This is a genomic window from Rhizorhabdus sp. P4_G6 (assembly GCF_056401045.1).
Window position 1 is genome coordinate 1 of the sequence record NZ_JBFUKC010000004.1, and the last position, 20,994, is coordinate 20,994.

The 20,994-nt window shown below is 64.6% G+C and carries 23 protein-coding genes and 1 tRNA gene; 8 read left to right on the forward strand and 16 right to left on the reverse strand.

The window, feature by feature from the left end; translation table 11 throughout:
* The 9 genes from AC1DPF_RS05725 to AC1DPF_RS05765 form a co-directional block, all read right to left on the reverse strand.
* Positions 1-166 (reverse strand): transposase (locus AC1DPF_RS05725; protein ID WP_477960394.1); only part of this gene is annotated, 166 nt, incomplete at its 3' end.
* Positions 167-253: 87 nt separating this feature from the next.
* A complete protein-coding gene (locus tag AC1DPF_RS05730) occupies positions 254-1,270 on the reverse strand; it encodes an acyl-CoA dehydrogenase family protein (protein ID WP_477960195.1) in 1,017 nt (338 codons plus the stop codon).
* A gap of 2 nt (positions 1,271-1,272) precedes the next feature.
* Positions 1,273-2,448 carry an acetyl-CoA C-acetyltransferase gene (locus tag AC1DPF_RS05735; RefSeq protein ID WP_477960197.1) on the reverse strand — a complete coding sequence of 392 codons (1,176 nt, stop codon included), beginning with the start codon at positions 2,446-2,448 and terminating at the stop codon, positions 1,273-1,275.
* Between the two features lie 23 nt (positions 2,449-2,471).
* Positions 2,472-3,650 carry an acyl-CoA dehydrogenase family protein gene (locus tag AC1DPF_RS05740; protein ID WP_477868761.1) on the reverse strand — a complete coding sequence of 393 codons (1,179 nt, stop codon included), beginning with the start codon at positions 3,648-3,650 and terminating at the stop codon, positions 2,472-2,474.
* A gap of 2 nt (positions 3,651-3,652) precedes the next feature.
* Complete coding sequence (locus AC1DPF_RS05745; protein WP_477960199.1) at positions 3,653-4,798, reverse strand: thiolase family protein; 1,146 nt, start codon at positions 4,796-4,798, stop codon at positions 3,653-3,655.
* Positions 4,795-5,208 (reverse strand): Zn-ribbon domain-containing OB-fold protein, encoded by a 414-nt coding sequence (locus AC1DPF_RS05750; RefSeq protein ID WP_477868757.1) that lies wholly within the window; start codon positions 5,206-5,208, stop codon positions 4,795-4,797. The genes AC1DPF_RS05745 and AC1DPF_RS05750 overlap by 4 nt, the downstream gene beginning before the upstream one ends.
* Before the next feature lie 62 nt (positions 5,209-5,270).
* Positions 5,271-6,050 carry a helix-turn-helix transcriptional regulator gene (locus AC1DPF_RS05755; protein ID WP_477868755.1) on the reverse strand — a complete coding sequence of 260 codons (780 nt, stop codon included), beginning with the start codon at positions 6,048-6,050 and terminating at the stop codon, positions 5,271-5,273.
* A 276-nt stretch (positions 6,051-6,326) separates the two neighbouring features.
* Complete coding sequence (locus tag AC1DPF_RS05760; protein WP_477868753.1) at positions 6,327-6,950, reverse strand: TetR/AcrR family transcriptional regulator; 624 nt, start codon at positions 6,948-6,950, stop codon at positions 6,327-6,329.
* 101 nt (positions 6,951-7,051) lie between these two features.
* A complete protein-coding gene (locus AC1DPF_RS05765; protein WP_477868751.1) occupies positions 7,052-7,744 on the reverse strand; it encodes a carboxymuconolactone decarboxylase family protein in 693 nt (230 codons plus the stop codon).
* 174 nt (positions 7,745-7,918) lie between these two features.
* Here AC1DPF_RS05765 and AC1DPF_RS05770 point away from each other — a divergent pair, with 174 nt between their 5' ends.
* Entirely contained in the window at positions 7,919-8,671 is a 753-nt protein-coding gene (locus AC1DPF_RS05770; RefSeq protein WP_477868749.1) for an SDR family NAD(P)-dependent oxidoreductase, read from the forward strand.
* Between the two features lie 112 nt (positions 8,672-8,783).
* On the opposite strand, the gene AC1DPF_RS05775 is transcribed toward AC1DPF_RS05770, so the two are convergent.
* The 5 genes from AC1DPF_RS05775 to AC1DPF_RS05795 are packed head-to-tail and all read right to left on the reverse strand — an operon-like array spanning position 8,784 to position 12,722.
* Positions 8,784-9,713 (reverse strand): copper resistance protein B, encoded by a 930-nt coding sequence (locus AC1DPF_RS05775; RefSeq protein ID WP_477868747.1) that lies wholly within the window; start codon positions 9,711-9,713, stop codon positions 8,784-8,786.
* The gene (locus AC1DPF_RS05780; RefSeq protein WP_477868745.1) at positions 9,710-11,449 is read right to left on the reverse strand and encodes a copper resistance system multicopper oxidase; all 1,740 of its coding nucleotides are present in this window, start codon (positions 11,447-11,449) and stop codon (positions 9,710-9,712) included. Before AC1DPF_RS05780 ends, AC1DPF_RS05775 begins: the two co-directional genes overlap by 4 nt.
* A gap of 24 nt (positions 11,450-11,473) precedes the next feature.
* Positions 11,474-12,031 (reverse strand): RNA polymerase sigma factor, encoded by a 558-nt coding sequence (locus tag AC1DPF_RS05785; protein WP_477868743.1) that lies wholly within the window; start codon positions 12,029-12,031, stop codon positions 11,474-11,476.
* Positions 12,028-12,465, reverse strand: coding sequence for a periplasmic heavy metal sensor (locus AC1DPF_RS05790; RefSeq protein WP_477868741.1), 438 nt, complete (start codon positions 12,463-12,465; stop codon positions 12,028-12,030). Before AC1DPF_RS05790 ends, AC1DPF_RS05785 begins: the two co-directional genes overlap by 4 nt.
* Positions 12,462-12,722, reverse strand: coding sequence for a hypothetical protein (locus AC1DPF_RS05795; RefSeq protein ID WP_477868739.1), 261 nt, complete (start codon positions 12,720-12,722; stop codon positions 12,462-12,464). The genes AC1DPF_RS05790 and AC1DPF_RS05795 overlap by 4 nt, the downstream gene beginning before the upstream one ends.
* A 144-nt stretch (positions 12,723-12,866) precedes the next feature.
* Between AC1DPF_RS05795 and copC the strand changes: the two genes are divergently transcribed.
* From copC to ald, 3 genes are all read left to right on the forward strand, one after another.
* Positions 12,867-13,241, forward strand: coding sequence for a copper homeostasis periplasmic binding protein CopC (copC, locus tag AC1DPF_RS05800; protein ID WP_477868737.1), 375 nt, complete (start codon positions 12,867-12,869; stop codon positions 13,239-13,241).
* 6 nt (positions 13,242-13,247) lie between these two features.
* On the forward strand, positions 13,248-13,619 hold the full coding sequence (locus AC1DPF_RS05805) for a CopD family protein (RefSeq protein ID WP_477868735.1): 372 nt from the start codon (positions 13,248-13,250) through the stop codon (positions 13,617-13,619).
* 157 nt (positions 13,620-13,776) lie between these two features.
* Positions 13,777-14,892: an alanine dehydrogenase gene (ald, locus tag AC1DPF_RS05810; protein WP_477868733.1), complete on the forward strand. Its 1,116-nt coding sequence runs from the start codon at positions 13,777-13,779 to the stop codon at positions 14,890-14,892.
* A 21-nt stretch (positions 14,893-14,913) separates the two neighbouring features.
* Here the strand turns inward: ald and AC1DPF_RS05815 are convergent, their stop codons facing one another.
* Both AC1DPF_RS05815 and AC1DPF_RS05820 read right to left on the reverse strand, forming a co-directional pair.
* Positions 14,914-15,912 carry an NAD(P)H-dependent flavin oxidoreductase gene (locus AC1DPF_RS05815; protein WP_477868731.1) on the reverse strand — a complete coding sequence of 333 codons (999 nt, stop codon included), beginning with the start codon at positions 15,910-15,912 and terminating at the stop codon, positions 14,914-14,916.
* A gap of 745 nt (positions 15,913-16,657) precedes the next feature.
* Positions 16,658-16,733, reverse strand: a tRNA-Ala gene (locus tag AC1DPF_RS05820).
* Positions 16,734-16,892: 159 nt separating this feature from the next.
* On the opposite strand from AC1DPF_RS05820, the gene AC1DPF_RS05825 reads away from it, so the two are divergent.
* The 4 genes from AC1DPF_RS05825 to AC1DPF_RS05840 all read left to right on the forward strand — a co-directional run bounded on the left by AC1DPF_RS05825 (position 16,893) and on the right by AC1DPF_RS05840 (position 20,843).
* Positions 16,893-18,023, forward strand: a complete 1,131-nt coding sequence (locus AC1DPF_RS05825) for a patatin-like phospholipase family protein (RefSeq protein ID WP_477960202.1) — start codon at positions 16,893-16,895, stop codon at positions 18,021-18,023.
* 25 nt (positions 18,024-18,048) lie between these two features.
* Positions 18,049-18,834 (forward strand): 3-hydroxybutyrate dehydrogenase, encoded by a 786-nt coding sequence (locus tag AC1DPF_RS05830; protein ID WP_477960204.1) that lies wholly within the window; start codon positions 18,049-18,051, stop codon positions 18,832-18,834.
* A gap of 85 nt (positions 18,835-18,919) precedes the next feature.
* Positions 18,920-19,552, forward strand: a complete 633-nt coding sequence (locus AC1DPF_RS05835; RefSeq protein ID WP_477868725.1) for a DUF4893 domain-containing protein — start codon at positions 18,920-18,922, stop codon at positions 19,550-19,552.
* 1 nt (position 19,553) lies between these two features.
* Positions 19,554-20,843, forward strand: coding sequence for an amidohydrolase (locus AC1DPF_RS05840; protein ID WP_477868723.1), 1,290 nt, complete (start codon positions 19,554-19,556; stop codon positions 20,841-20,843).
* Positions 20,844-20,994: the final 151 nt, after the last annotated feature.

A 20,994-nucleotide genomic window follows, 5' to 3' on the forward strand; every position in this document is an offset into this window, starting at 1 on the left:
AGCGCTCGGGCAGGTCGGACCAGCGCGCACCAGAACGCAAGACCCACAATACTCCATTGATAAACAAGCGATTATCTTGCGCCGTCCGCCCAGGATCACTGACCTTGCCCGGAAGCATCGGCTCGATCCGACGCCACTGCGCCTCGCTTAACTCGTATCGCTTGATCCCCATGATGCCTCCGCAATCGCGGAAACCCATGAATCAGACATCCCACCACTTGGGAATCCTCTGAATGTCGATACAGCCTAAGGCTCAGGCTGCCAGCCTGGCCCGCGCCGCCAGGGCCCCGCCGAACAGATGCGACAGGACGAGCAGCCGGCGATGGCCCCGGCCGATCGGCAGTTCATCGGTCACACCTATTCCGCCGTGCAGCTGGGTCGCATCCTGCGCCAGCCGCAGCGCCGCGTCGGCGACATACGCTTTGGCGGCGGTGACCGTGCGAGCCCGATCACCGTCCTCGACCAGCGCCGCCTTGAGCATCATCGAGCGCGCCTGCTCAAGGATGACGAACAGGCGCGCAACGCGGTGCTGGACCACCTGGAAGCTGCCGATCGGCGCCCCGAACTGCCGCCGTTGTTGCACATATTCGACGGTTTGCCCGTACAGAGTCGTCATCGTGCCCACCATCTCGGCGATCGTCGCCAGTTCGGCATCCGTAATCGCCGCGTCGAGATCGGCCGCGGTCACATCAAGCGCCTCTACGGCGACGCTGTCGAACCGAAGCTCGGCGGCGATAGTGCCGTCGGCAAGGCGGACGGGCGTGCGGCTGAGCCCGGCTGCCTCAGCGGACATCAGGACCGCCCCTTGCCGCTTCGGCAAGGCGATGACGAAGGCGCTCGCGTCCATGCCATAGCGCACGATATGCGCCTGTCCGTGGAGGCTGGCGCCTTCATGCCGCAAGCCATCGCCCGCGGCATAAGCAAGTATCGCTTCGCCCTGCACCACCGGTTGCACCCATTGCGCGATCTGCTCTGCCGTACCGCAGCGCCCGATCAAAGCAGCGCAAAGCAAGACGCTCTCGGCAAGCGGCGTGATCGCCATGGCGCGACCCAGTTCCTCCGCCACGATGGCCGCATCCTGCGACCGCCCGCCCGTGCCACCCGCTCGTTCGGACAGGAGGAAAGCGAACAGCCCGAGGTCGGCCAATGCCCACCAATCCTCGTTCGATATCGGCCCGCGCCCCATGCTGGCCATGTCCTGACGGCGCTCAAGAAAACGGCGAACCATATCGCGGAGCATCGCCTGCTCCTCGCTCGGCTCCAGATCCATCGTCAGAGCCGCTCGACGATCGTGACGTTGGAAATGCCGCCGCCCTCGCACATCGTCTGCAAACCATAGCGTTTGCCCCGCGCGTGCAGCGCGTGAACCAGAGTCGCCATCAGCTTGGTGCCGGTCGCGCCGAGCGGGTGGCCAAGCGCGATGGCGCCGCCATTGACGTTGAGCCTGGCCGGATCGGCATCCAGCGCCTTGAGCCATGCGAGCGGGATCGATGCGAACGCCTCGTTGACCTCGAACAGGTCGATGTCGTCGAGCGTCATGCCGGCCCGCGCCAGAGCACGGCGGGTCGCAGGGATCGGCTCTTCGAGCATGATGACCGGATCGCCGGCGGTGACGGTAAGGTTCACCACCCGGGCGATCGGGGTGAGCCCATGCGCCTTCACCGCCGCCGCCGACGCGACCAGCACGCCGCTCGCGCCGTCGCAGATCTGACTGGCGGTGGCGGCGCTCAGCGTGCCGCCCTCGCTCAGCAGCTTGACCGAGCCGATCGATTCCATGGTCGATTCAACGCGCACGCCCTCGTCGCGATCATGGACAATCTTCTCGCCGGCAGCGGTGGTGACCGGGATCGGCACGATCTCACTGGCAAAGGCGCCGGCGGCGATCGCCGCGGCGGCCTTCTGGTGGCTGTCGAGCGCGAAGCGGTCCATCGTCTCGCGATCGAAGCCATATTTGTCGGCGATCACCTGGGCACCGTAAAACTGGCTGAATTCCGGGACGCCATAGCGTTGCTGGATGCTCTTGGCGAACGGGCCCTCGCCCATGCCGGCCTGCGCCGCCAGGGTCAGCGGCGATCCCATGAAGACGCGCGACATGCTCTCGACGCCGCCGGCGATGACCAGATCCTGCGTGCCCGACATCACCGCCTGTGCGGCGAAATGCAGCGCCTGTTGCGAAGAACCGCACTGGCGATCGATCGTCACCGCGGGGACGCTGTCGGGCAGGCTCGATGCCAGCACGATGTTGCGGCCGAAGGCGAAACATTGCTCGCCGACCTGGCTGACGCAGCCGATGATGACATCGTCGATCGCCGCCGGATCGACGCCGCTCTCCGCGACCAACGCATCGAGCACGGCCGCGCCGAGATCGGCGGGGTGCCAGCCGGCCAGCCGGCCATTGCGGCGACCGCCGGCGGTGCGGCGGGCGGAGACGATATAGGCTTCGGGCATCGATCAGATCCTCTTGTAGGGCATCACAAGCCAACGGCCTGCTTGGCGATGACGGTGAGCTGTATTTCGCTGGTGCCGCCAAAGATCGACCAGGCGCGGCTGTTGAGGTAGCGCGCCGCGGCGATCCGGGCATCGGGAGAGCCGACCGGCGCCGGCATGTCGGATCGATAAAAGGGCCGCTCGACCGGAAGCTGCAAGGCCGCCAGCCCGAACGCGTCGACCGCGAGTTCGTCGATCCCCTGGCGTATCTCGGATGCGACCAGCTTGGTGATGAGGCTGCGCGGCCCAGGCTGGAGGCCCGCTTCAACTTCGATCAGGGTGCGCAGCTCGGTCATCTCCAGCGCCTCGGCCTCCAGCGCGAGCCGGGTCGCGCGCGGCGCGAGTTCACCCTCGAACGCTCCGGCAGCAGCGCGCAGCCGGGCAAGGTCGGCGACGAGTTGCGGGCCGAAGGCGGAACCGCCGCGTTCATTGTCGAGCAGGAATTTAGCGATCGTCCAGCCCTGCCCTTCATCGCCGACACGATTGGCGACCGGCACGCGGGCATCGTCGAGAAACACCTCGTTGAGTTCATGATCGCCCGAGGCGCTGAGGATTGGTCGCACCGTCACGCCGGGGCTGGCCATGTCAATCAGCAGGAAGGATATGCCGCGCTGCGGCTTGGCTTCGGGATCGGTGCGGACGAGGCAGAACAGCCGATTGGCGAACTGCGCCTGCGTCGTCCAGATCTTCTGCCCGGTGACGACATAAACGTCGCCGTCGCGCACCGCGCGGGTGCGCAGGCTGGCCAGATCCGATCCGGAGCCGGGCTCGGAGAAGCCCTGCGCCCAGAAATGCTCGCCGCTGCGCAATTTGGGCAGATATTCGGCTTTCTGCGCCTCGGTGCCGAAGTGGCAGAGCACCGGCCCGATCAGCTTCAGGCCCATGAACGGGAGAACCGGCGTGCCGGCCTCGGCGCATTCCTTCTCGAAGATCCAGCGCTGGATCGGGGTCCAGCCGGGGCCGCCCGCCGCGCGCGGCCAATGATAGACGAGCCAGCCCTGCGCCTCGAGGATCGCCTGCCATTCGCGCGCGATATCGGGCTCGGCGAACACGCCCGAGGTGAGGCCGGCGCCACGCCGCAGATGATCGGGCAGCGCCTCGCCGAGGAACGCGCGAACCTCATCGCGGAACGCGGCCTGCGCGGGAGTCAACGCAAGATCCATGCTCAGCGCTCGACGATCGCAACGGCCGAAACCCCCGGCGCGCCATAGACATGACTATAGCCGATACGCGGCTCGCCCGGCACCTGGCGCGCGCCGGCGGCACCGCGCAGCTGCATGAAATTCTCATAGACTTGGCGCAGGCCCGATGCCCCGATCGGCTCGCCGCAGGCAAGGCAGCCGCCATCAGTATTGACCGGCAGGCGGCCGCCGATCCGGGTGCGACCTTCGGCGATCCACGCCTCCTGCTCGCCATCGGTGCAAAAGCCGTTTTCGGCGATATGCATGATCTCGGCACCCACTTCGGTATCCTGGAGCTGGGCGACGCCGATCTCATCCGGCCCGACACCCGCCATCTCGAACGCCGCCTGCGACGCCAGGATTGTCGGTGATCGGCCACGCTCGACGTCGAGCGATGGCGAGAACACTTCGAACGAGCCCGCGGGCCGGCTGCGCACCGCGGCCGCGCGCAGCCGCACCCCGGGCAGCCCGAGCGCCCGAGCGCGCTTTTCGCTGGCGAAGATCAACGCCACCGCGCCCTCGGCGGGCGAGCAGAACATGAATTTGGTGAGCGGATCGCTGACCATCTGCGACGCAAGGATCGTCGCGGCATCGACCGGCTCGCGCCGCCAGGCATGATCAGCCAGCGCACCATTGGCGAAGGCTTTCTCGGCGACCGCGGCAAGTGTTTCCCGCGAGATGCCATGGGCCGCCATATAACGCTGGATCTTCATCGCGAAGAATTGCGTCGTCAGCATCAGGCCGGTGTCGCCATACCAGTCGGGCAGTCCCCAATCGGCCGGCTTGGGATCGAAGGCGCCGCGCGGATGCTTGTCGAAGCCGATCGCGATGCCCAGGTCGAACTCGCCCGATTTGATCGTCGAATAGGCGCCGAACATCGCCGAGCCGCCGGTCGCGCAGCCATTGGCGACATTGACGAACTGGAGCCCGGTCAGACCGAGTTCGGCGACCATTGTGTCGGCATTGCCGGCCGAATCCGATCCCCCGAACGCGAACTGGATGTCTCGCCATGCGAGCCCGCTGGCGGCGAGCGCCGCGCGCACGGCATAGACGCCCTGCTGCATGCCGCTGCGACCGGGCGTGCGGCCGAACGGGTGGATGCCGGCGCCGACGATGAAGACGTCGCTCATCGATCGCTCTCGCGGGTGAAGGCATAGGTCGTCCGCTGTTCGCCAGTCGCGAGCGCGAAACTTTCGGTGACGAGTCGCATCGGCAGGTCGATGCGCAGCGCATCGAAGGCGATGCCGGTCAACCGCGCTTCGACGATGATCGTATCGCCGAGCTGGACATAGCCGACGGCATAAGGCTCGAACGCCTCCGGTCCGGCATAAGGTGGCGACTTCGGGCGGAAACGCTGTACGGTCCACGACCATAAGCGGCCGGTGCGCGGCAGCGGCACAATCTCAAACCGCTCTTCGTCGGCCGGCGCCGGAAAGGTGATGCGCCCCGTCTCGCGGTCGCGGCCGCCAAGCAGCAGCGGTTCGCCATCGGCATCAAAGTTGAAAAGGCGTTCCGCGATCGGGGCAACAAGGTCGGGCATGAGCACTCTCTCCTGCCCGTCATCTTAGGTGGGCCGGCCTGCCCCGGCTTCTGACCAAAGCGTCAGCGCATCATGCCCAGGAAGCCGAGCTGCGCCGCCTTGAACAGGGTCTGATCGCGATTGACTGCGTCGAGCTTGCGTGAGGCGGCGCGGATGTGGAAGCGCACCGTCGTCCGCTGCAGCCCCAATATGATGCCGATCTCGTCATTGGTCTTGCCCGCTGCCGCCCACCGCAGACATTCGACCTCGCGCTTGCTGAGCGCTGCGCCCGACAGGGTGGAGCGGCGGCGTTCGGTGACTTTCACATAGCTCTGGATGAAGGTGCGGGCGCAAAGCGCCAGCGCCTCGGCATGGGCCGCGAACGGCGCCGAAAGATCCTCCTCCGCCGGATCGGGCGACAGGAAGCTGGAGGCTCCGATCTGCCCGAAAGGCAGATGAACCGGCACCACGATCGCGGCGCTGGTCAGCGCCCGTTGGCGAAAGTCCACAAGATCGAGGGCATCGAGCAGCGGGTTGGGTGTCCGCGGGTGGAAGCCGCTAGCATTGCACCAGAAGGGTTCGCTTTCCACCCGGCATGCGTTTGCCAAGGGAGATGACAACGCGAATTGGGGAAATTGCCACCAGCGCGCCTCCGCATCGGTAAAACCGAAGACGTCGCCGGCCAGTACCGCGCCATCGGCATCGCGCATCGGCTCCTGCACTGCGATATTGTGGCAGATGGCGGTGCGCAGGCCGCAGAGCCTTGCGACGGTGTCGCGTAACGCCTCGGCAGCCGAACGGATATGCGCGAAATCGGTGATCCGGAGGGGATCGAGCGCCGCCTGGTTCACTATGGCGGCCATCAATCCTCCTTAGGGTCCAGACTCATAACTTATGAGGTCGTGACAAGGGGAAGAGGGCTCGTGGCAAGGCGCAAGCGCAGGCGGATAGCAGCGCTATCCGACAAGCGCGCAACGCAGCCGCGGGCGCTCTTTCCCCTTGTCCTTCGGGTGGCGCGGAAGCGGGCGATCCGCAGCGTCGAACGATCTCGACGTGGCGCCGCCACGCCTTCGGCCGTCCTCCTCGCGTCTCATCCCGCTTTCGCACCATCACGGCCTCATAAGTTATGGATCTGGACCCTAGTCCGCCGGCGTGAGGCAGAGCCCATCGAAGAACGGGCGGCAAAGCGCATCTGCAACCTCTTCGGGCGTCTGCTTGCTGGCCAATGGCGGATACCATTTATAAGCCCAGTTGCACATGCCGAGAAAGGCATATGCGGTCAGCATCGGATCGCAGTCGCGAAACTGGCCGCGCTCGACGCCGCTGATGATGATCGCCCGCAGCCGATCGAAATAATCGTTCCGCCGGGCGCGGATCTGAACGCGCATCTTACCTTCCAGATCGCCATAATGATCCATGAAGGCGCGGACATAGCCGGGGTGATCGGCTATCTGGCGCAGGATGTCGATGCACGCCGAACGCAGCTGGCTGCGGGGATCGCCTTCTTCCTCGCCACTGCTGGCCAAGCCATCGAGCAACGCGCCGATATGCCGGTCGTGGATGGCATAGAGGATGGCGTCCTTGCTGGGAAAATAATGGTAGAGAGTCGGCTTGCCGAGGCCGACTTCGTCGGCGAGCATCTGCATCGACGCCTTATGATATCCCACTTTGTCGAACAACGCTGCGCAATGCTGGATGATCTCGGCGCGCTTTTCGTCATGTGCTTCGGTGGTCGGTCGTTTCTTGATCGGTGTTCGCACCATGCCCGGTCCATTCTATCTCTCTCGACCGCCCGGTCGGATGCGTTCGACGATGCCCCGCCGATGCTGACGACGCAAGCAGGAGATGCAGGTGATGACAAAACTCAGGCGTCCATGGCCGTCGCGCCCACCACCCAGGCGGAGAGCCCGCTGGTCGGAACCGCGCAGAGGACCGCTTCCGCTATCGCCGCCTCGCTCGCGCCGGCCTTGCGGGCACCGGTCATGTGCACATTGGCCCAGCTACTGTAATCAGCCGTCAACACCGTGACGAGCAGCAGCTCCGCATTGGCCTTGCCGAGCGCGGTGCCCGATAATGTTCCTTCGCGCATCAGATAATAAGCGTCCGCCCCAATCGGCACCAGCTCGAGCAATTTGCCGAGTGACGGCGGCATCGACCCGAAATAGGCTAGGAAATTCGCCTCGGCCTCACCGGGCGCGACGCTCAGATCGTCTTCGGCCTGATCGGGCTCCGCAGCGTCCGGATAGGCCTGCAGAAACAGGCCGCGATAGCGCAAAGCGGCGCCCTCGCCGCGCACGCTGGCGAGGATCGCGATCGCAGCACCCGCCTCCCCCTCGCTCAGGCCGGCATCGCGGGCGCCCGTCAGCTCACGCAGCGCCATCTCCTCATAGCTTTTCACCGTTGCCGCACAGGCCACGAACAGCCGCTTGATCCGCGCCGGGATGGCGCCGTCGCTGTCGATCACCGATCGGAAACGTCGATAGCCGGCCACCGTCTTTGGCGCATCGTGGCAGAGACGCCCGGCCGCCAGCAGGGGATTTGCGCCAGTCAGGGGCATCCACATTCCTCTCATTTCATTAGACCGCTCGGTCGGGCGACCACGCTATTCGGCTCTCCCGAAGAGGTCAATTGACCACAAGGAGATTTGACGACCGACCAGCCGGTCGAGTAATCTGTCGGCTATTCGAGTCTGTCGCGAACCGGCGATGGATCGCCGCAGAGAAGGAGCTTTATGCCAGATTTCGCAGGCCGCGTCGCGCTGATCACCGGCGCTGCTTCGGGCATCGGGCTGGCGACGGCGCAGCTTTTCGCCGCCCAAGGTGCGACCGTGCTGCTGGCCGATCGCAATGCCGAAGGGCTTCAAGCCGCGCTGCAGGGCCTGGGTGCGGGATTGCACGCAGCGTTTCCCTTCGACGTGACCGACGAAGCCGCGTGGATCGTGGTGGCGAAGCGGATCGCGGACGATCACGGCCGGCTCGACATCCTCGTCAACAATGCCGGTTATGGCAGCTTCAAGTCGATCGCCGATACATCGCTCGATCAATGGCGGTCGATCCTCGCGGTCAATCTCGACAGCGTGTTCCTCGCGACCAAATATCTGCTACCGCTGCTGGCAGCATCGGGACGCGGCGCGATCGTCAACATGTCGTCGATCCGCGGCATCGTCGCCGCGGCCAATACCGGTTCCTATTGCGCAGCGAAGGGCGGCGTCCGTCTATTCACCAAGGCGACGGCGCTCGAATGCGCGGCACTCGGCAACGGGGTGCGCGCCAATTCGATCCACCCGGGCCATATCGCTACGCCGCTCTCCGCGCCGGCTTATGCCGATCCGAAGATCGCCGAGAAACTTCTCGCTGACGTGCCGCTAGGCCGGATCGGTGAGGCATCGGAGATTGCCGACGCGATCCTGTTCCTGGCGGGCGACCAATCGCGATATATGACCGGCGCGGAACTGGTGCTAGACGGCGGTACGACGGCGCAATGACGATGTCCGATCGATGGGACCTGACCGGCAGCATTGCGGACCTCGCGCCGGTCATCGATCGGATCGATATCCTGGTCAACAACGCCGGCCTTGTCCGCTTGTGCCGCGAGGGCTAAAACCAGAAGCGCGCGCCCATGACGAGGCTGGTGGACGATGGCCCCTCCCCTGCGGCGCGGGCGTAGCGGGCGCCGTCGCCCAGCTTGCGTTCCCAATTGACGCCCACATAGGGCGCAAATTCGCGGGCGAACTCGTATCGCAGGCGAAGCCCCAGCTCGAAGTCGGAAAATCCCGAACCGATGCCGAGTGCCGGGACGTCCTGGGCGGCGACGTTGATTTCGGCGGCGGGTTGGAGGATCAGCCGCTGGAAGATGCGTTGATCATAGCTTCCCTCCAGTCGCAGATGCACGTCCCCCTTCTCGGACAAAAAGGCCTTCGCTTCGAGCCCGAACCAGTAAGGAGCGAGACCTTCGATGCCGATCGTAGCGTAGGTGCGCTGGGGTCGGGGACGAAAATCCTGCCGGATGCCGCCGACGAGGTTCCACCAAGGGTCGATCGCGCGGCTGTACAGCGCCTGCACTTCCACGCTCTCCAGCGTGCCGCCGACGTCCCCTTCACCTTCCGACCTGATGGCCAGACGGTTGATGTCGCCGCCGATCCAGCCTTCGCCTTCCCAATTATAGCCGTCCCGCCCCTTTCGCGCACGATATTCGAAACGCTCCAGCATCAGCTCCGAAAAGCTCATGCCGCCGCTCTCCCTGGTCATCGCCGAGCGGGCGCGCGCCATGGCGGCGGCGTCATAAAAGGCTTCGGCGGCATGGTCGGTCGGGATCGGCGGAGCCACGCCCTGCGGAACGATATTGCTGGTTACAGGCGCAACATGGCCGGCATGGGGATCGGCTGGCCGATCCTGCGCGGGCATCGCCTGCGCCGGCGGCGTCTCATGCGCGCCATGCTCCATCTGACTATGGTCCATTTGCGCGAACGCGGGCGCGGCCGTGCTTGCGAACAGTAACGCGACAGCTTCGATCATTCCGCGCGTCATGCTGCTGCTCCGTCATGGCGGACGGTGACGATCCGCATCATCCCGGCGTGCATGTGCATCAGCATATGGCAATGGAACGCCCAGTCGCCGAGCGCATCGGCAGTCAGGTCGAAGCTGATCTTGCCGCCCGGCAGGACGTTCACGCTATGCTTTCGGGGGTTGTGTGCGGCATCCTCACCGGTCAGCAACTGAAAGAAATGGCCATGAATGTGAATGGGATGCGGCATCATGGTGTCGTTGATAAGGGTAACGCGGACTCGCTCCATATGACGAAAGGCGATCGGTTCCGCGCCGTCCGACAGCTTCACGCCGTCGAACGACCACATATAGCGCTCCATGTTGGCCGTCAGGTGGATGTCGAGCGAGCGGGTCGGTGCGCGCGTGTCGTCATTGGGCTCGAGCGCCCGCAGGTCGGAATAGGTAAGCACCCTATGGTCGACATGCTCCAGCCCTGTCGGGCGGTCACCAGTGCGGTCGGCCGGCATCGGCGCCAGGGTCGCTACGCCTGGCCCCACTGATACATGCGGCGCCGCGGACGGATCGAGCATCTTCATGCTGTGGCCGGCCATGCTGGAATTGGCGGGCTTGCTGAGGTCGATGACGCCCCCCTGGCCCATGTCCATGTCGGACATGTCCATGCCCATGTCCTTCATGGTCAGCAGTGGGCGCTTCCGCAATTCAGGAATCGAGGCGACCATGCCAATCTCCGGCGCGAGCGTTGCGCGAACCAGCCCCGACCGGTCGATGGCTTCGGCAATCAACGCATGGGGGGCCGCGTCCACCGGCTGGACGATCACGTCGTAGGTTTCGGCAATGCCGATCTGGAACTCGTCCGTCTCCACCGGCTGGACGTGCTGACCGTCGCACTGGACCACGGTCATCGGCAGACCGGGCAGGCGAATGTTGAAATTGGTCATCGCCGAGGCATTGATGATACGCAGGCGGACGCGTTCTCCCGGCACGAACAGACCAGTCCAGTTTTCCGCCGTGCCATGGCCATTCACCAGGAAGCTGTATGTCGACCCGGTGACATCGGAAATATCGGTGGGATCCATGCGCATCGCGCCCCACTCCATCCGCTCCTTCAGACTCTGGCCTTCGCCCTTCAGCAGATCGGAGAGCGTTTGGCGCCGCATATTATAATAGCCGCCCATCTGCTTCAGGCGCGTCAGGAGCATATGGGGGTGGACCGGCGACCAGTCTGAAAGGACAATCACATGCTCGCGGTCGCTATGGACCGGATCCGGACCGGCGGGATCTATGACGATCGGGCCATAATGACCCATGGCCTCCTGCATACCCGAATGGCTGTGGTACCAGTAAGTGCCGGACTGGCGAATGGGAAACTCATAAGAGAAGGTCTCACCGGGCCGGATTCCAGGGAAACTGATGCCAGGAACGCCATCCATCTGAAACGGGACGATCAGGCCGTGCCAGTGGATCGACGTATCCTCCTTCAGATTGTTGGTTACCGCGAGACGAACGGTCTGCCCTTGCTTGAGTCGGATAAGCGGTGCGGGGATCGTGCCGTTGATGGTGATTGCATGGCCCGATCGCCCGCCCGTGCCGAAATGGCTTTCGCCTACCGTCAGCGCGATCGTCTCGCCCGAAAGAACCCCGGGCGCTGGATGGAGTCCGGCGGTTCCGCTTCGCGCCCAGGCAGGGAAAGCCTGAGCAAGCGTAAGGGCGGCGGCGCTCTTGAAGAAGGTTCGGCGATCGACGGCAAATTGGTTCATGCCTGCTCATACGCGGGAGGATGTTCAATCCCTTAAAATATCCGCAAGCTTGGCGCGGGCGCGAGATAGCCGGGTTTCGACCGACTTTTCAGTGATTTTCAGGACTAGCGCGGTATCTGCCTGGCTCATCGCTTCCACCGTGCGAAGGAGAAGGACATCCTTGAGCGCAGCCGGCAGCGCGGCGACCGCGGCGTGGATCCGGGCCAGATCCCTCTGCGAGTGTAGCGCCTCTTCTGGCGATGCGCCGGAATCGGCAAGATCGAGCGCGTCGTCGATGGGCCTGGCAAAGGTGAAGAAGCGCCTCACCGCCCTGCGCCGGGCCCAGTCGCGACATTTGTTGAGCGCGATCCGGGCGATCCAGACGTGAAATGGACGCGTCGGATCGTAGCGCGCGAGCGCGGCGAAAGCGGCGACGAAGGTCTCTTGCGTGATGTCGAGCGCTTCATCCGGGTCACCGACATGGCCCCGCGCAAGCCGCCAGACCGCGTCGCGGTGACGCCGCATCAATATGCCATAGGCGGATTGCTGCCCTTCCAGCGCGCGGGCAGCGAGCACGCTATCCTCGGGCTCGGCTTCACTCACCGGGCCGGCTGCGTCAGCGCCTTGACGATGGCTGCATCAAACTCCGCCGCCTGGTCGGGCCGCAGCACTCCACGCATCGTGAAGATATGCTGAAGCGTCTCCTTTTGCAGTTGCCCCATGACATGGTGCGAACGATCGACAGCCGCGCCAACCTGCGGGCCATAGCCATGTTCGGCGGTGATCGCTTTCGCTAGCCGCTCATTGTCGACGCGCATTTCCGCCTCCAGTGCCTCGCGGCGCTTGGCGAAAGCGGCCTCCAGTTGATGGATGCGCTGCTCCTGTGCAGGGTCGAGCTTCAGCCGCTGGTGCAGCAAGGCGTGCACCTGGCTTTCGACACGCGGCGCGGGCGCCAGCCACGTGCGCGCGACGAGCACCGCAGCGAGCGCTGCCGCAAAGGCCGTCACGGCGACGAGAATATAGCGCCCGGGACTCATTGGCCGAGCAAGAGCGAGGGCGCATAGTCCGACATGCCAATCGGCAGCGACGCGGCCTGCGCCGGGGATACGGGCACGATACTGCCCGCCCAGCCTACGCCGATCGCCAGCAGGGCCGCCAGCATCATGCTGCGCCGGGCGATCAGCTGGTCGCGGCGATGTGCGAGACCTTCGATCACGGCGCCTTCGATATGTTCAAGCCGGGCATCGGTCGGCATCGTCCGCATCGCGCCCAGCATCCGGTCCAGATCGGTCATCGTATAATCTCCATCGTCACGATCGCATACGCATGACGATGCATCCACCCCTTGCCCAACAGACCGGAAAAGTTCGACGCACAGGCAAGGGTTTGGGCAAGTCCATGCGTAATCCTCCAGAATCACCCCGAATGGAGATCACCGATGACCCGCACTTTTCTGATCACCGCCGCCGCTATCGCAGTGGCCATGCCCGGCATCGCCAGCGCGCACGCCAAACTCCTCTCGTCGAACCCGGCCGCCAATGCCGTGATCGCCAAGCCGACCAAGTTGACGCTGACTTTCTCCGAGACATTCCTCGCGCCGATGAGCGGCGTCGATCTCACCATGACCTCTATGCCGGGGATGGCCGACCACGCGGCGATGCCGATCAAGGGTTTCAAGACCAGCATCGAAGGCAAGACGATGACCATCACCCTGCCTCGCGCCCTTCCTGCCGGCAGCTATGATCTCAAATGGCATATCGTCGGCGCCGACCAGCACAGGATGGAAGGCGGCTACACCTTCGACGTGAAGTAAGCCGGGATGGCGGAGGGGGCATTGCTCGGCGCGCGGTTTGCGCTGATGATCGACCTGGCGTTGCTCATGGGGACGCTGATCGTCGCCACTTTGGTGGTAAGCGGCGCAATCAACGCTGCCATGATCGTGGGCGTGGCGCAGCTGCCGGTGCTGACCGGGAGCCGCTATGGCTGGCTGCTGGGCACCAAGCTGGCGTTGTTCGGACTGATGCTGGCGCTGGCCGCGGCAAATCGCTGGAGGCTGACGCCCGCGCTGGAAAGCAGCGCACCGCAGCGCGCGGTAGCGCATCTGCGGCTGTCGCTGCTCATCGAAACGAGCGCCGCGATCGCCATCATCGGACTGGTGGCCTGGCTGGGCACGCTGGACCCGATGGCATGAGTCGCCCCGTAAGGCGGGGCTCGTCCATGTAATCCATTCCAGAATTCCGCAGTATCCGGGAAAGAATATCAAATGTTATGGTAGTGCTACAGATTTTGGCAAGATCGCCCGGTCAGAACGAGCTACACTAGCGCATCAATGAGTTAGGAAGACCGCGATGCGCGTGGGCACTGTCAAGGAAATCAAGAATCACGAATATCGCGTGGGCCTGACGCCGGAGAGTGCGCGCGAGTTGATCGCCCACGGCCACGAGGTTTGGGTCGAAACCGGCGCCGGCAACGGTATCGGCGCGTCCGATAGCGACTACACGGCCGCGGGTGCGCTCATCAAGGCAACAGCCGCCCAGATTTTCGCCGAATGCGAGATGGTTGTGAAGGTCAAGGAACCGCAACCAATCGAGCGTGCGCAGCTGCGCAAGGGTCAGATCCTCTACACCTATCTCCACCTCGCGCCCGATCCGGAGCAGACTGCCGATCTGGTCAAGTCGGGCGTCACCGCAATCGCCTATGAGACCGTGACCGGCGCGGATAACTCGCTGCCGCTGCTCAAGCCCATGAGCCAGGTTGCCGGCCGCATGTCGATCCAGGCCGGCGCCACCGCGCTCGAAAAGGCCAATGGCGGCCGCGGCGTGCTCCTTGGCGGCGTACCCGGCGTGCTTCCCGCAAAGGTCGTGGTAATCGGTGGCGGCGTGGTTGGCTTCAACGCGGCGCAGATGGCCGTCGGCCTCGGCGCCGACGTGACCATTCTCGACCGTGATCCGGCCGTTCTCGAACGACTCGACAGCCATTTCGAAGGCCGTGCGCGCACGCTCTATTCGGGCCGCGCCGCGCTCGCCACCGAAGTGGCCGCGGCCGATCTGGTGATCGGTGCGGTGCTGGTTCCCGGCGCCTCTGCGCCCAAGCTGGTGACCCGCGACATGCTCGGCACCATGATGCCTGGCGCGGTCCTCGTCGATGTCGCAATCGACCAGGGTGGCTGCTTCGAAACCAGCCATGCCACGACCCATGCCGAACCGACCTATGTCGTAAACGGGATCGTTCATTACTGTGTGGCCAACATGCCGGGTGCCGTTGCTCGGACCAGCACCTATGCGCTGAACAACGTGACCCTGCCGCACGCGCTGCGGATCGCCGATCTCGGCTGGAAGGCCGCGCTCAAGGCCAATCCGCACCTCGCAGCAGGCCTCAACGTCCATGAGGGCCAGGTTACCTACGAAGCCGTCGCGCGCGACCTCGGCTATGACCATGTCCCGGTGGGCAGTCTGCTCGGCTGATCTTCGCAGGCACGCGCACGATTAGGCCAGTTGAGTATCTCTCCGATCAATGGTGGCCGCAAACCCGGCGAGGCGTCCTGCAATCAAGCGCTCGGCATCACCGACGATCGTGGCGATCAGATCGGCAACGGAAGGGATGTCGTGGATCAGGCCCTGCACCATGCCGGCGGTCCAGATACCATGTTCCGGATCTCCCTTGATCAACCCCTCGCGCCCGCGCGCGCCCTTGACCAGGTGCGAGATCGCCTCGAACGGATTGCCCTCGCGCTCGATTCGGACCGCCTCGAGCGCGATGCCGTTCTTCGCCACGCGGGCGGTGTTGCGATAGCTGCGGAACAGCAGCTCGGTCGCCCGCTCGTCGTTGTTCACGATGGCCTGCTTGATGTTGTCGTGGATCGGCGCTTCCTTGGTCGCACAGAAACGCGTGCCCATGTTGATGCCTTCGGCGCCGAGCGCAAGGGCGGCAACGAGTCCGCGGCCATCGGCGAACCCGCCCGACGCCAGCATCGGAATCCTGACCTTGTCGGCCGCCGCAGGAATCAGGATCAGCCCCGGAATATCGTCCTCGCCGGGATGGCCGGCGCATTCGAAGCCATCGATCGACACCGCGTCGACGCCCATGCGCTCGGCCGCCAGTGCATGCCGGACAGCCGTGCACTTGTGGATCACCTTGACGCCGTGCGCCTTGAAGGCATCGACATGCTCCTGCGGCTTGTAGCCGGCGGTTTCGACGGCCTTGATGCCGCTCTCGATGATCGCGCGGCGATACTCGTCATAAGGGGGTGGGTTGATCGACGGCAGGATGGTCAGGTTAACGCCGAACGGCTTGTCCGTCATGTCGCGCGTCCGGGCGATCTCGCGCACCAGCGCCTCGGGGGTCGGTTGGGTCAGCGCCGTCAGAAAGCCGAGGGCGCCGGCGTTCGCGACAGCGGAAACGAGCTCCGCGGTGCCCACCCACTGCATGCCGCCTTGCGCAATAGGATGCTCGACTCCGAACATCTCCGTGAACCGCGTTCTCATCACTCTCACCACTTTTCCAGACCGGCGGCCGACAAATGGCCGCCAGTACTCTGCTGACACATTAGCGGCGCGGCGCGGAAATCCAATTCTGCTAGTTGATCAATTGTTCCCTAAAATCAGGGGCACGCACGACGAGCCCTTCGCTGCACCGCCTCCGCGATCATATGCGGCGATCCCATGACGATAATGCTTGAACATAACGAGAACATGGTCAAAGAGCGATCGCGAGAGTGTGGCCAGCCTGCGGGGATGGCGGACCCGAAGGCACTCACATGGGTAATTGCTGGTGCCGCCCGAATCACCTAGTCGCCGGATGTGAGCTGCCAAAGCAGCCTATAGGAGGGATGATGCTAGACGAGATGGATCGAGCCTACTTCTCGCAGAAGTTGAGGCATGCAACAGAGAAAGCCGAAGCGGCCCAGGATGTGAATACGGCCCGAAGCTACAGCGCCCTGGCTGCCGAATATGAGCGCAGATTGAGGGAATTACCGGAACCGCGGTTCGCCTGATTGCGGCGATTTGTCACCAAACACTCCGCCGGGGTTTATCACTTGATGGACCCCGGTTCGGCGTGATCCAACAATGTTTGCCGGCCGCCGGGCGACAGCTGCCCTCCCGATCAGGTCCAGCCGCAAGCCTGCCACACCCATGCTCACCGGAACATGCCCAAGTTCGAACCGACCGAATCCTTGGCCGATTCAGGCCGGCCGTCATCATGATATCAGCATATCAACAGGGAACGGCGTGGTGGAGCTGAGGGGAATCGAACCCCTGACCTCTGCAGTGCGATTGCAGCGCTCTCCCATCTGAGCTACAGCCCCGCACGCCGGGCGCCCCCTCTACCCGCAGCGCGGTGGCGATGCAACAGCACATGAGGGTGTGCGGCCATCTCTCCGACACGCTGGCTGGTCCGCCACTTCGCTCTATGTAAAGCGCGGCTAGCTCTTGATGCGGTGCAGCATCAGGCCCACAAGAGCGCCATGGCCGATGCAGAAACTGTGAAGCGCTCCGCGACCGGCATGCCACTGCCCGATGTGGTGGCGCTGGTGCTGCAGGGCGGCGGTGCCCTGGGCGCATTCCAGGTCGGGGTGTTTGAAGCGCTCGACTCGGCGGAGATCGAGATCGACTGGATCTCAGGCATTTCGATCGGCGCGGTCAACGCGGCGATCATCGCGGGAAATCCCCGCGGCCGCCGGCTCGAGCGGCTGCACGCCTTCTGGGACCGGATCACGGGCGCGCTGCCGGCGCTGGCGGTTCTCGACGGCAATTTCGGCCGCGAGGCGCTGCACCAGACGGCGGCGGCGATGGTGGCGATGTTCGGTGTGCCCGGCTTTTTCCGGCCGCGATTGCTGCCGCCGCTGCTGGCACCGTCGGGTTCGATCGAAGCGTTGAGCTTCTACGATAGCGCTCCGCTGGCCGCCACGCTCGACGAGCTGGTCGACTGGGAGCTGCTCAACGATGGCCCGATGCGCCTTTCCGTCGGCGCGGTCGAGGTAGAGAGCGGCAACTTCCACTATTTCGACAACCGCTCCGAGCGCATCGACGCCCGTCACATCATGGCCTCGGGTGCGCTGCCGCCAGGGCTTCCACCGGTCGAGATCGATGGCAAGCTGTGGTGGGACGGCGGCCTCGTATCGAACACCCCGCTCGGCCATATCGTCGATCACCAGCAAACCGACATGCTGGTGTTCCAGGTGGACCTGTTCTCCGCGCAGGACGAGCGGCCGAAGACCATGCTCGACGTGCTGGCTCGCGAAAAGGAGATCCGCTTTTCCAGCCGCACCCGCCAGATCTCGAACCAGCTTGTCCGCGCGCGCCGCGAAAACCAGCGGGTAGCAAAGCTGCTCGGCAAGCTGCCCGCCGACATGGCCGACGATCCCGACGTCATCGCACTGCGGGCGGCCACGCGCGAATCGAGCCTCAACCTCGTCCAGCTCATCTACCGCGCCAACGCCTGGGAAGGCGGTTCGCGCGACTATGAGTTTTCGCAACGCACGATGCGGGATCACATTGCCGCTGGCCGCGCGGCGATCGCCGAGACGATGACCAAGTCGGGGTTGATCGCCCGCAACATCTATGACGGCAAGACCGCCGCCTTCGATCTCATCTGACCATCAACTCGACGGAGAAAGACCCATGTTCCTGAAGGGCAAAACTGCGCTGATAACAGGCTCCACCTCGGGAATCGGCCTTGCTTATGCCAAAGCGATCGCAGGCGAAGGCGCGAATGTCGTGATCAACGGCTTCGGCGATGCGGCCGCCATCGAGGCGGAACGCAAGGGGCTGGAGGCGGTGAGTGGCGCGCGCGCGCTCTACAGTGGACATGATCTGTCGAACGTCGACCAGATCGAGGCGATGATGACCGAGGCCGCCGCCGCGTTCGGCGGGGTGGACATCCTGATCAACAACGCCGGCGTCCAGCATGTCGCGCCGATCGAGGAATTCCCGGTCGAGAAATGGGACCTGATCATCGCGCTCAACCTGACCAGCGCCTTCCACACCGCGCGGCTTGCGCTGCCATGGATGAAATCGAAGAAGTGGGGTCGAATCATCCAGACGGCCTCGGCCCATTCGCTGACCGCCTCACCGTTCAAGTCGGCCTATGTCACCGCCAAGCACGGCCTGGCCGGCCTGACCAAGACGATCGCCCTCGAGGCGGCGACCTTCGGCGTGACCGCCAATTGCATCAGCCCCGGCTATGTCTGGACGCCGCTGGTCGAAAAACAGATTCCGGACACGATGAAAGCCCGCGGCATGACCAAGGAGCAGGTGATGAACGACGTCCTGCTCGCCGGCCAGCCCACCAAGCAGTTCGTCACGGTCGAGCAGGTCGCGGCGATGGCGCTCTTTCTGTGCCGAGACGATGCGGCGTCGATCACTGGAGCCAATATGTCGATCGATGGCGGCTGGACTGCGCAATAGGAGGCTAAGCGCGACTTCCGCAGCGCTTGCCAAGCGTAGCGGGGCGGGGCAGGCTGCGTTTCTTTGAGCGAGAGGAGACGATCGCTTGTTGCGTTCGAGAGCCGCCCCGGTCCTGTCCGTGTTGCTGATGCTGGCGGGCTGCGGCGGCAAGTCGCTCGAGACCAAGGCGCCCAAGGCGCGTCCCAATGACTGGCATGCGATCGTGACGCCCACCGATCGGGAGCGGCTGGCGCGGTGGCGCTCCGCCTGGATCACCGGTCTCGAAAAGGCGACGGCCGCCGGCAGGAGCGCGCAGATCGCGGCGCAGGGCGCGCTGCTCAAGCCCGATTTCGCGCTTGACGATCCGGTCACGCCACCCGGCGATTATAGCTGCCGTGTCGTCAAGATGGGTGCGCAGACCCAGGGCATGCTCGAATTCGTCGCCTATCCGCCGTTCACCTGCCGGATAACCGCCGAGGAAGGGCGAATCCATCTTGCCAAGATCGACGGCTCGCAGCGTCCGGTGGGCGACATCTTCCCCGACGAAGGTTCGCGGATGATCTTCCTTGGCGCGATGACGCTGGGCGACGAGGCACGACCCCTGCCCTACGGCCGGGATGCCGAACGCGACATGGCGGGGATTGTCGAGCGGATCGGTCCGCGGCGCTGGAGGGTCGCCTTTCCCTACCCCCGCTGGGAATCGACGATCGACATCCTCGAACTGATCCCGAAAGGATAGCATGAAAGCCATACTGCCCCTCCTCGCGCTGGGCGCTTCGCTTGCGGCAGCGCCAGGTCGTGCCGATCCGCTCGGCCAGGCAGTGGCGGCGGACTTGCCAAGCCTCATCGCCATCTATCGCGATCTCCACATTCATCCCGAACTGAGCTTCAAGGAAGGGCGCAGTGCCGGGATCATGGCCGTTGAGGCGAAGAAGGCTGGCTTCACCGTGACGACCGGCGTTGGCGGCACCGGCGTCGTCGCGGTAATGAAAAACGGGCCCGGACCGGTTCTGCTGCTGCGCGCGGACATGGACGCCCTGCCGGTTACCGAGCAGACCGGCCTCCCCTATGCCAGCCAGACCCCCGGGGTGATGCACGCCTGCGGCCACGATACCCACATGACCAGCTGGATCGGCATTGCCCGCCGCATGGCTGCGATGAAGGATCGCTGGTCGGGTACGCTGGTGATGATAGGCCAGCCAGCGGAGGAGATCGGCTCCGGCGCGCGCGCCATGCTCAAGGACGGGCTTTACACCCGCTTCCCCAAGCCCGGCACCGTGATCGCCTTCCATGACTCCGCGTCGCTGAAGGCCGGGACGATCGGCTATGTCGACGGCTATATCATGGCGAACGTCGACTCGGTCGACGTGGTGGTGAAGGGGGTCGGCGGGCATGGCGCCTATCCGCACCTTGCCAAGGATCCGATCGTCACGGCGGCGCGCATCGTGACGACCCTGCAGACGCTGATCTCGCGCGAGACCGATCCGCTCGAATCGGGCGTGGTCACGGTCGGCAGCTTCCAGGCCGGTACCAAACACAACATCATACCGCCCGAAGCGAAGCTCCAGATCACCGTGCGATCCTACAAACCAGAGGTGCGCCAGCATCTGCTCGACGGCATAGCCCGTATCGCCAGGGGCGAGGGCATCGCCGCCGGCATGGCCGACGACCAGCTTCCGGTGGTCACACTGCAGGACCAGCGCACGCCGGCCACGTTCAACACCCATGAAATCACCAGCAGGATGGCCGAGATATTCACCGCGCGTTTCGGCAAGGAGCGGGTGCAGCCGGTGCGTGCCCAGATGGGCGGCGAGGATTTCAGCGAACTCTACCTGGCCGACACCTCGATCCAGTCGATGCTGTTCTGGGTAGGCGGCGTGCCCAGGGAAAAGTGGGAAGCCGCCGGCGGCGACATCGGCAAGCTGCCGTCGATTCACAGCCCATTGTGGGCGCCCGACGCCGAAGCGGTGATATCGACCGCGGTAGAGGCGATGACCACCGCAGCGCTGACGGTGCTGGCAAAGAGCTAGGATCCGTGATGGGCAAGAGGGAGATCGCGTCCAACAACGGTCTGCCTTGAGCGGGCGTTTGCGGTGACGATGCGTTTTCGCATGACGGCAACGAGGCCGGCAAGAGATGCAGCCCGCTTGTTCTCAAGGCTGCGGAGTTCGGGCGGAGATC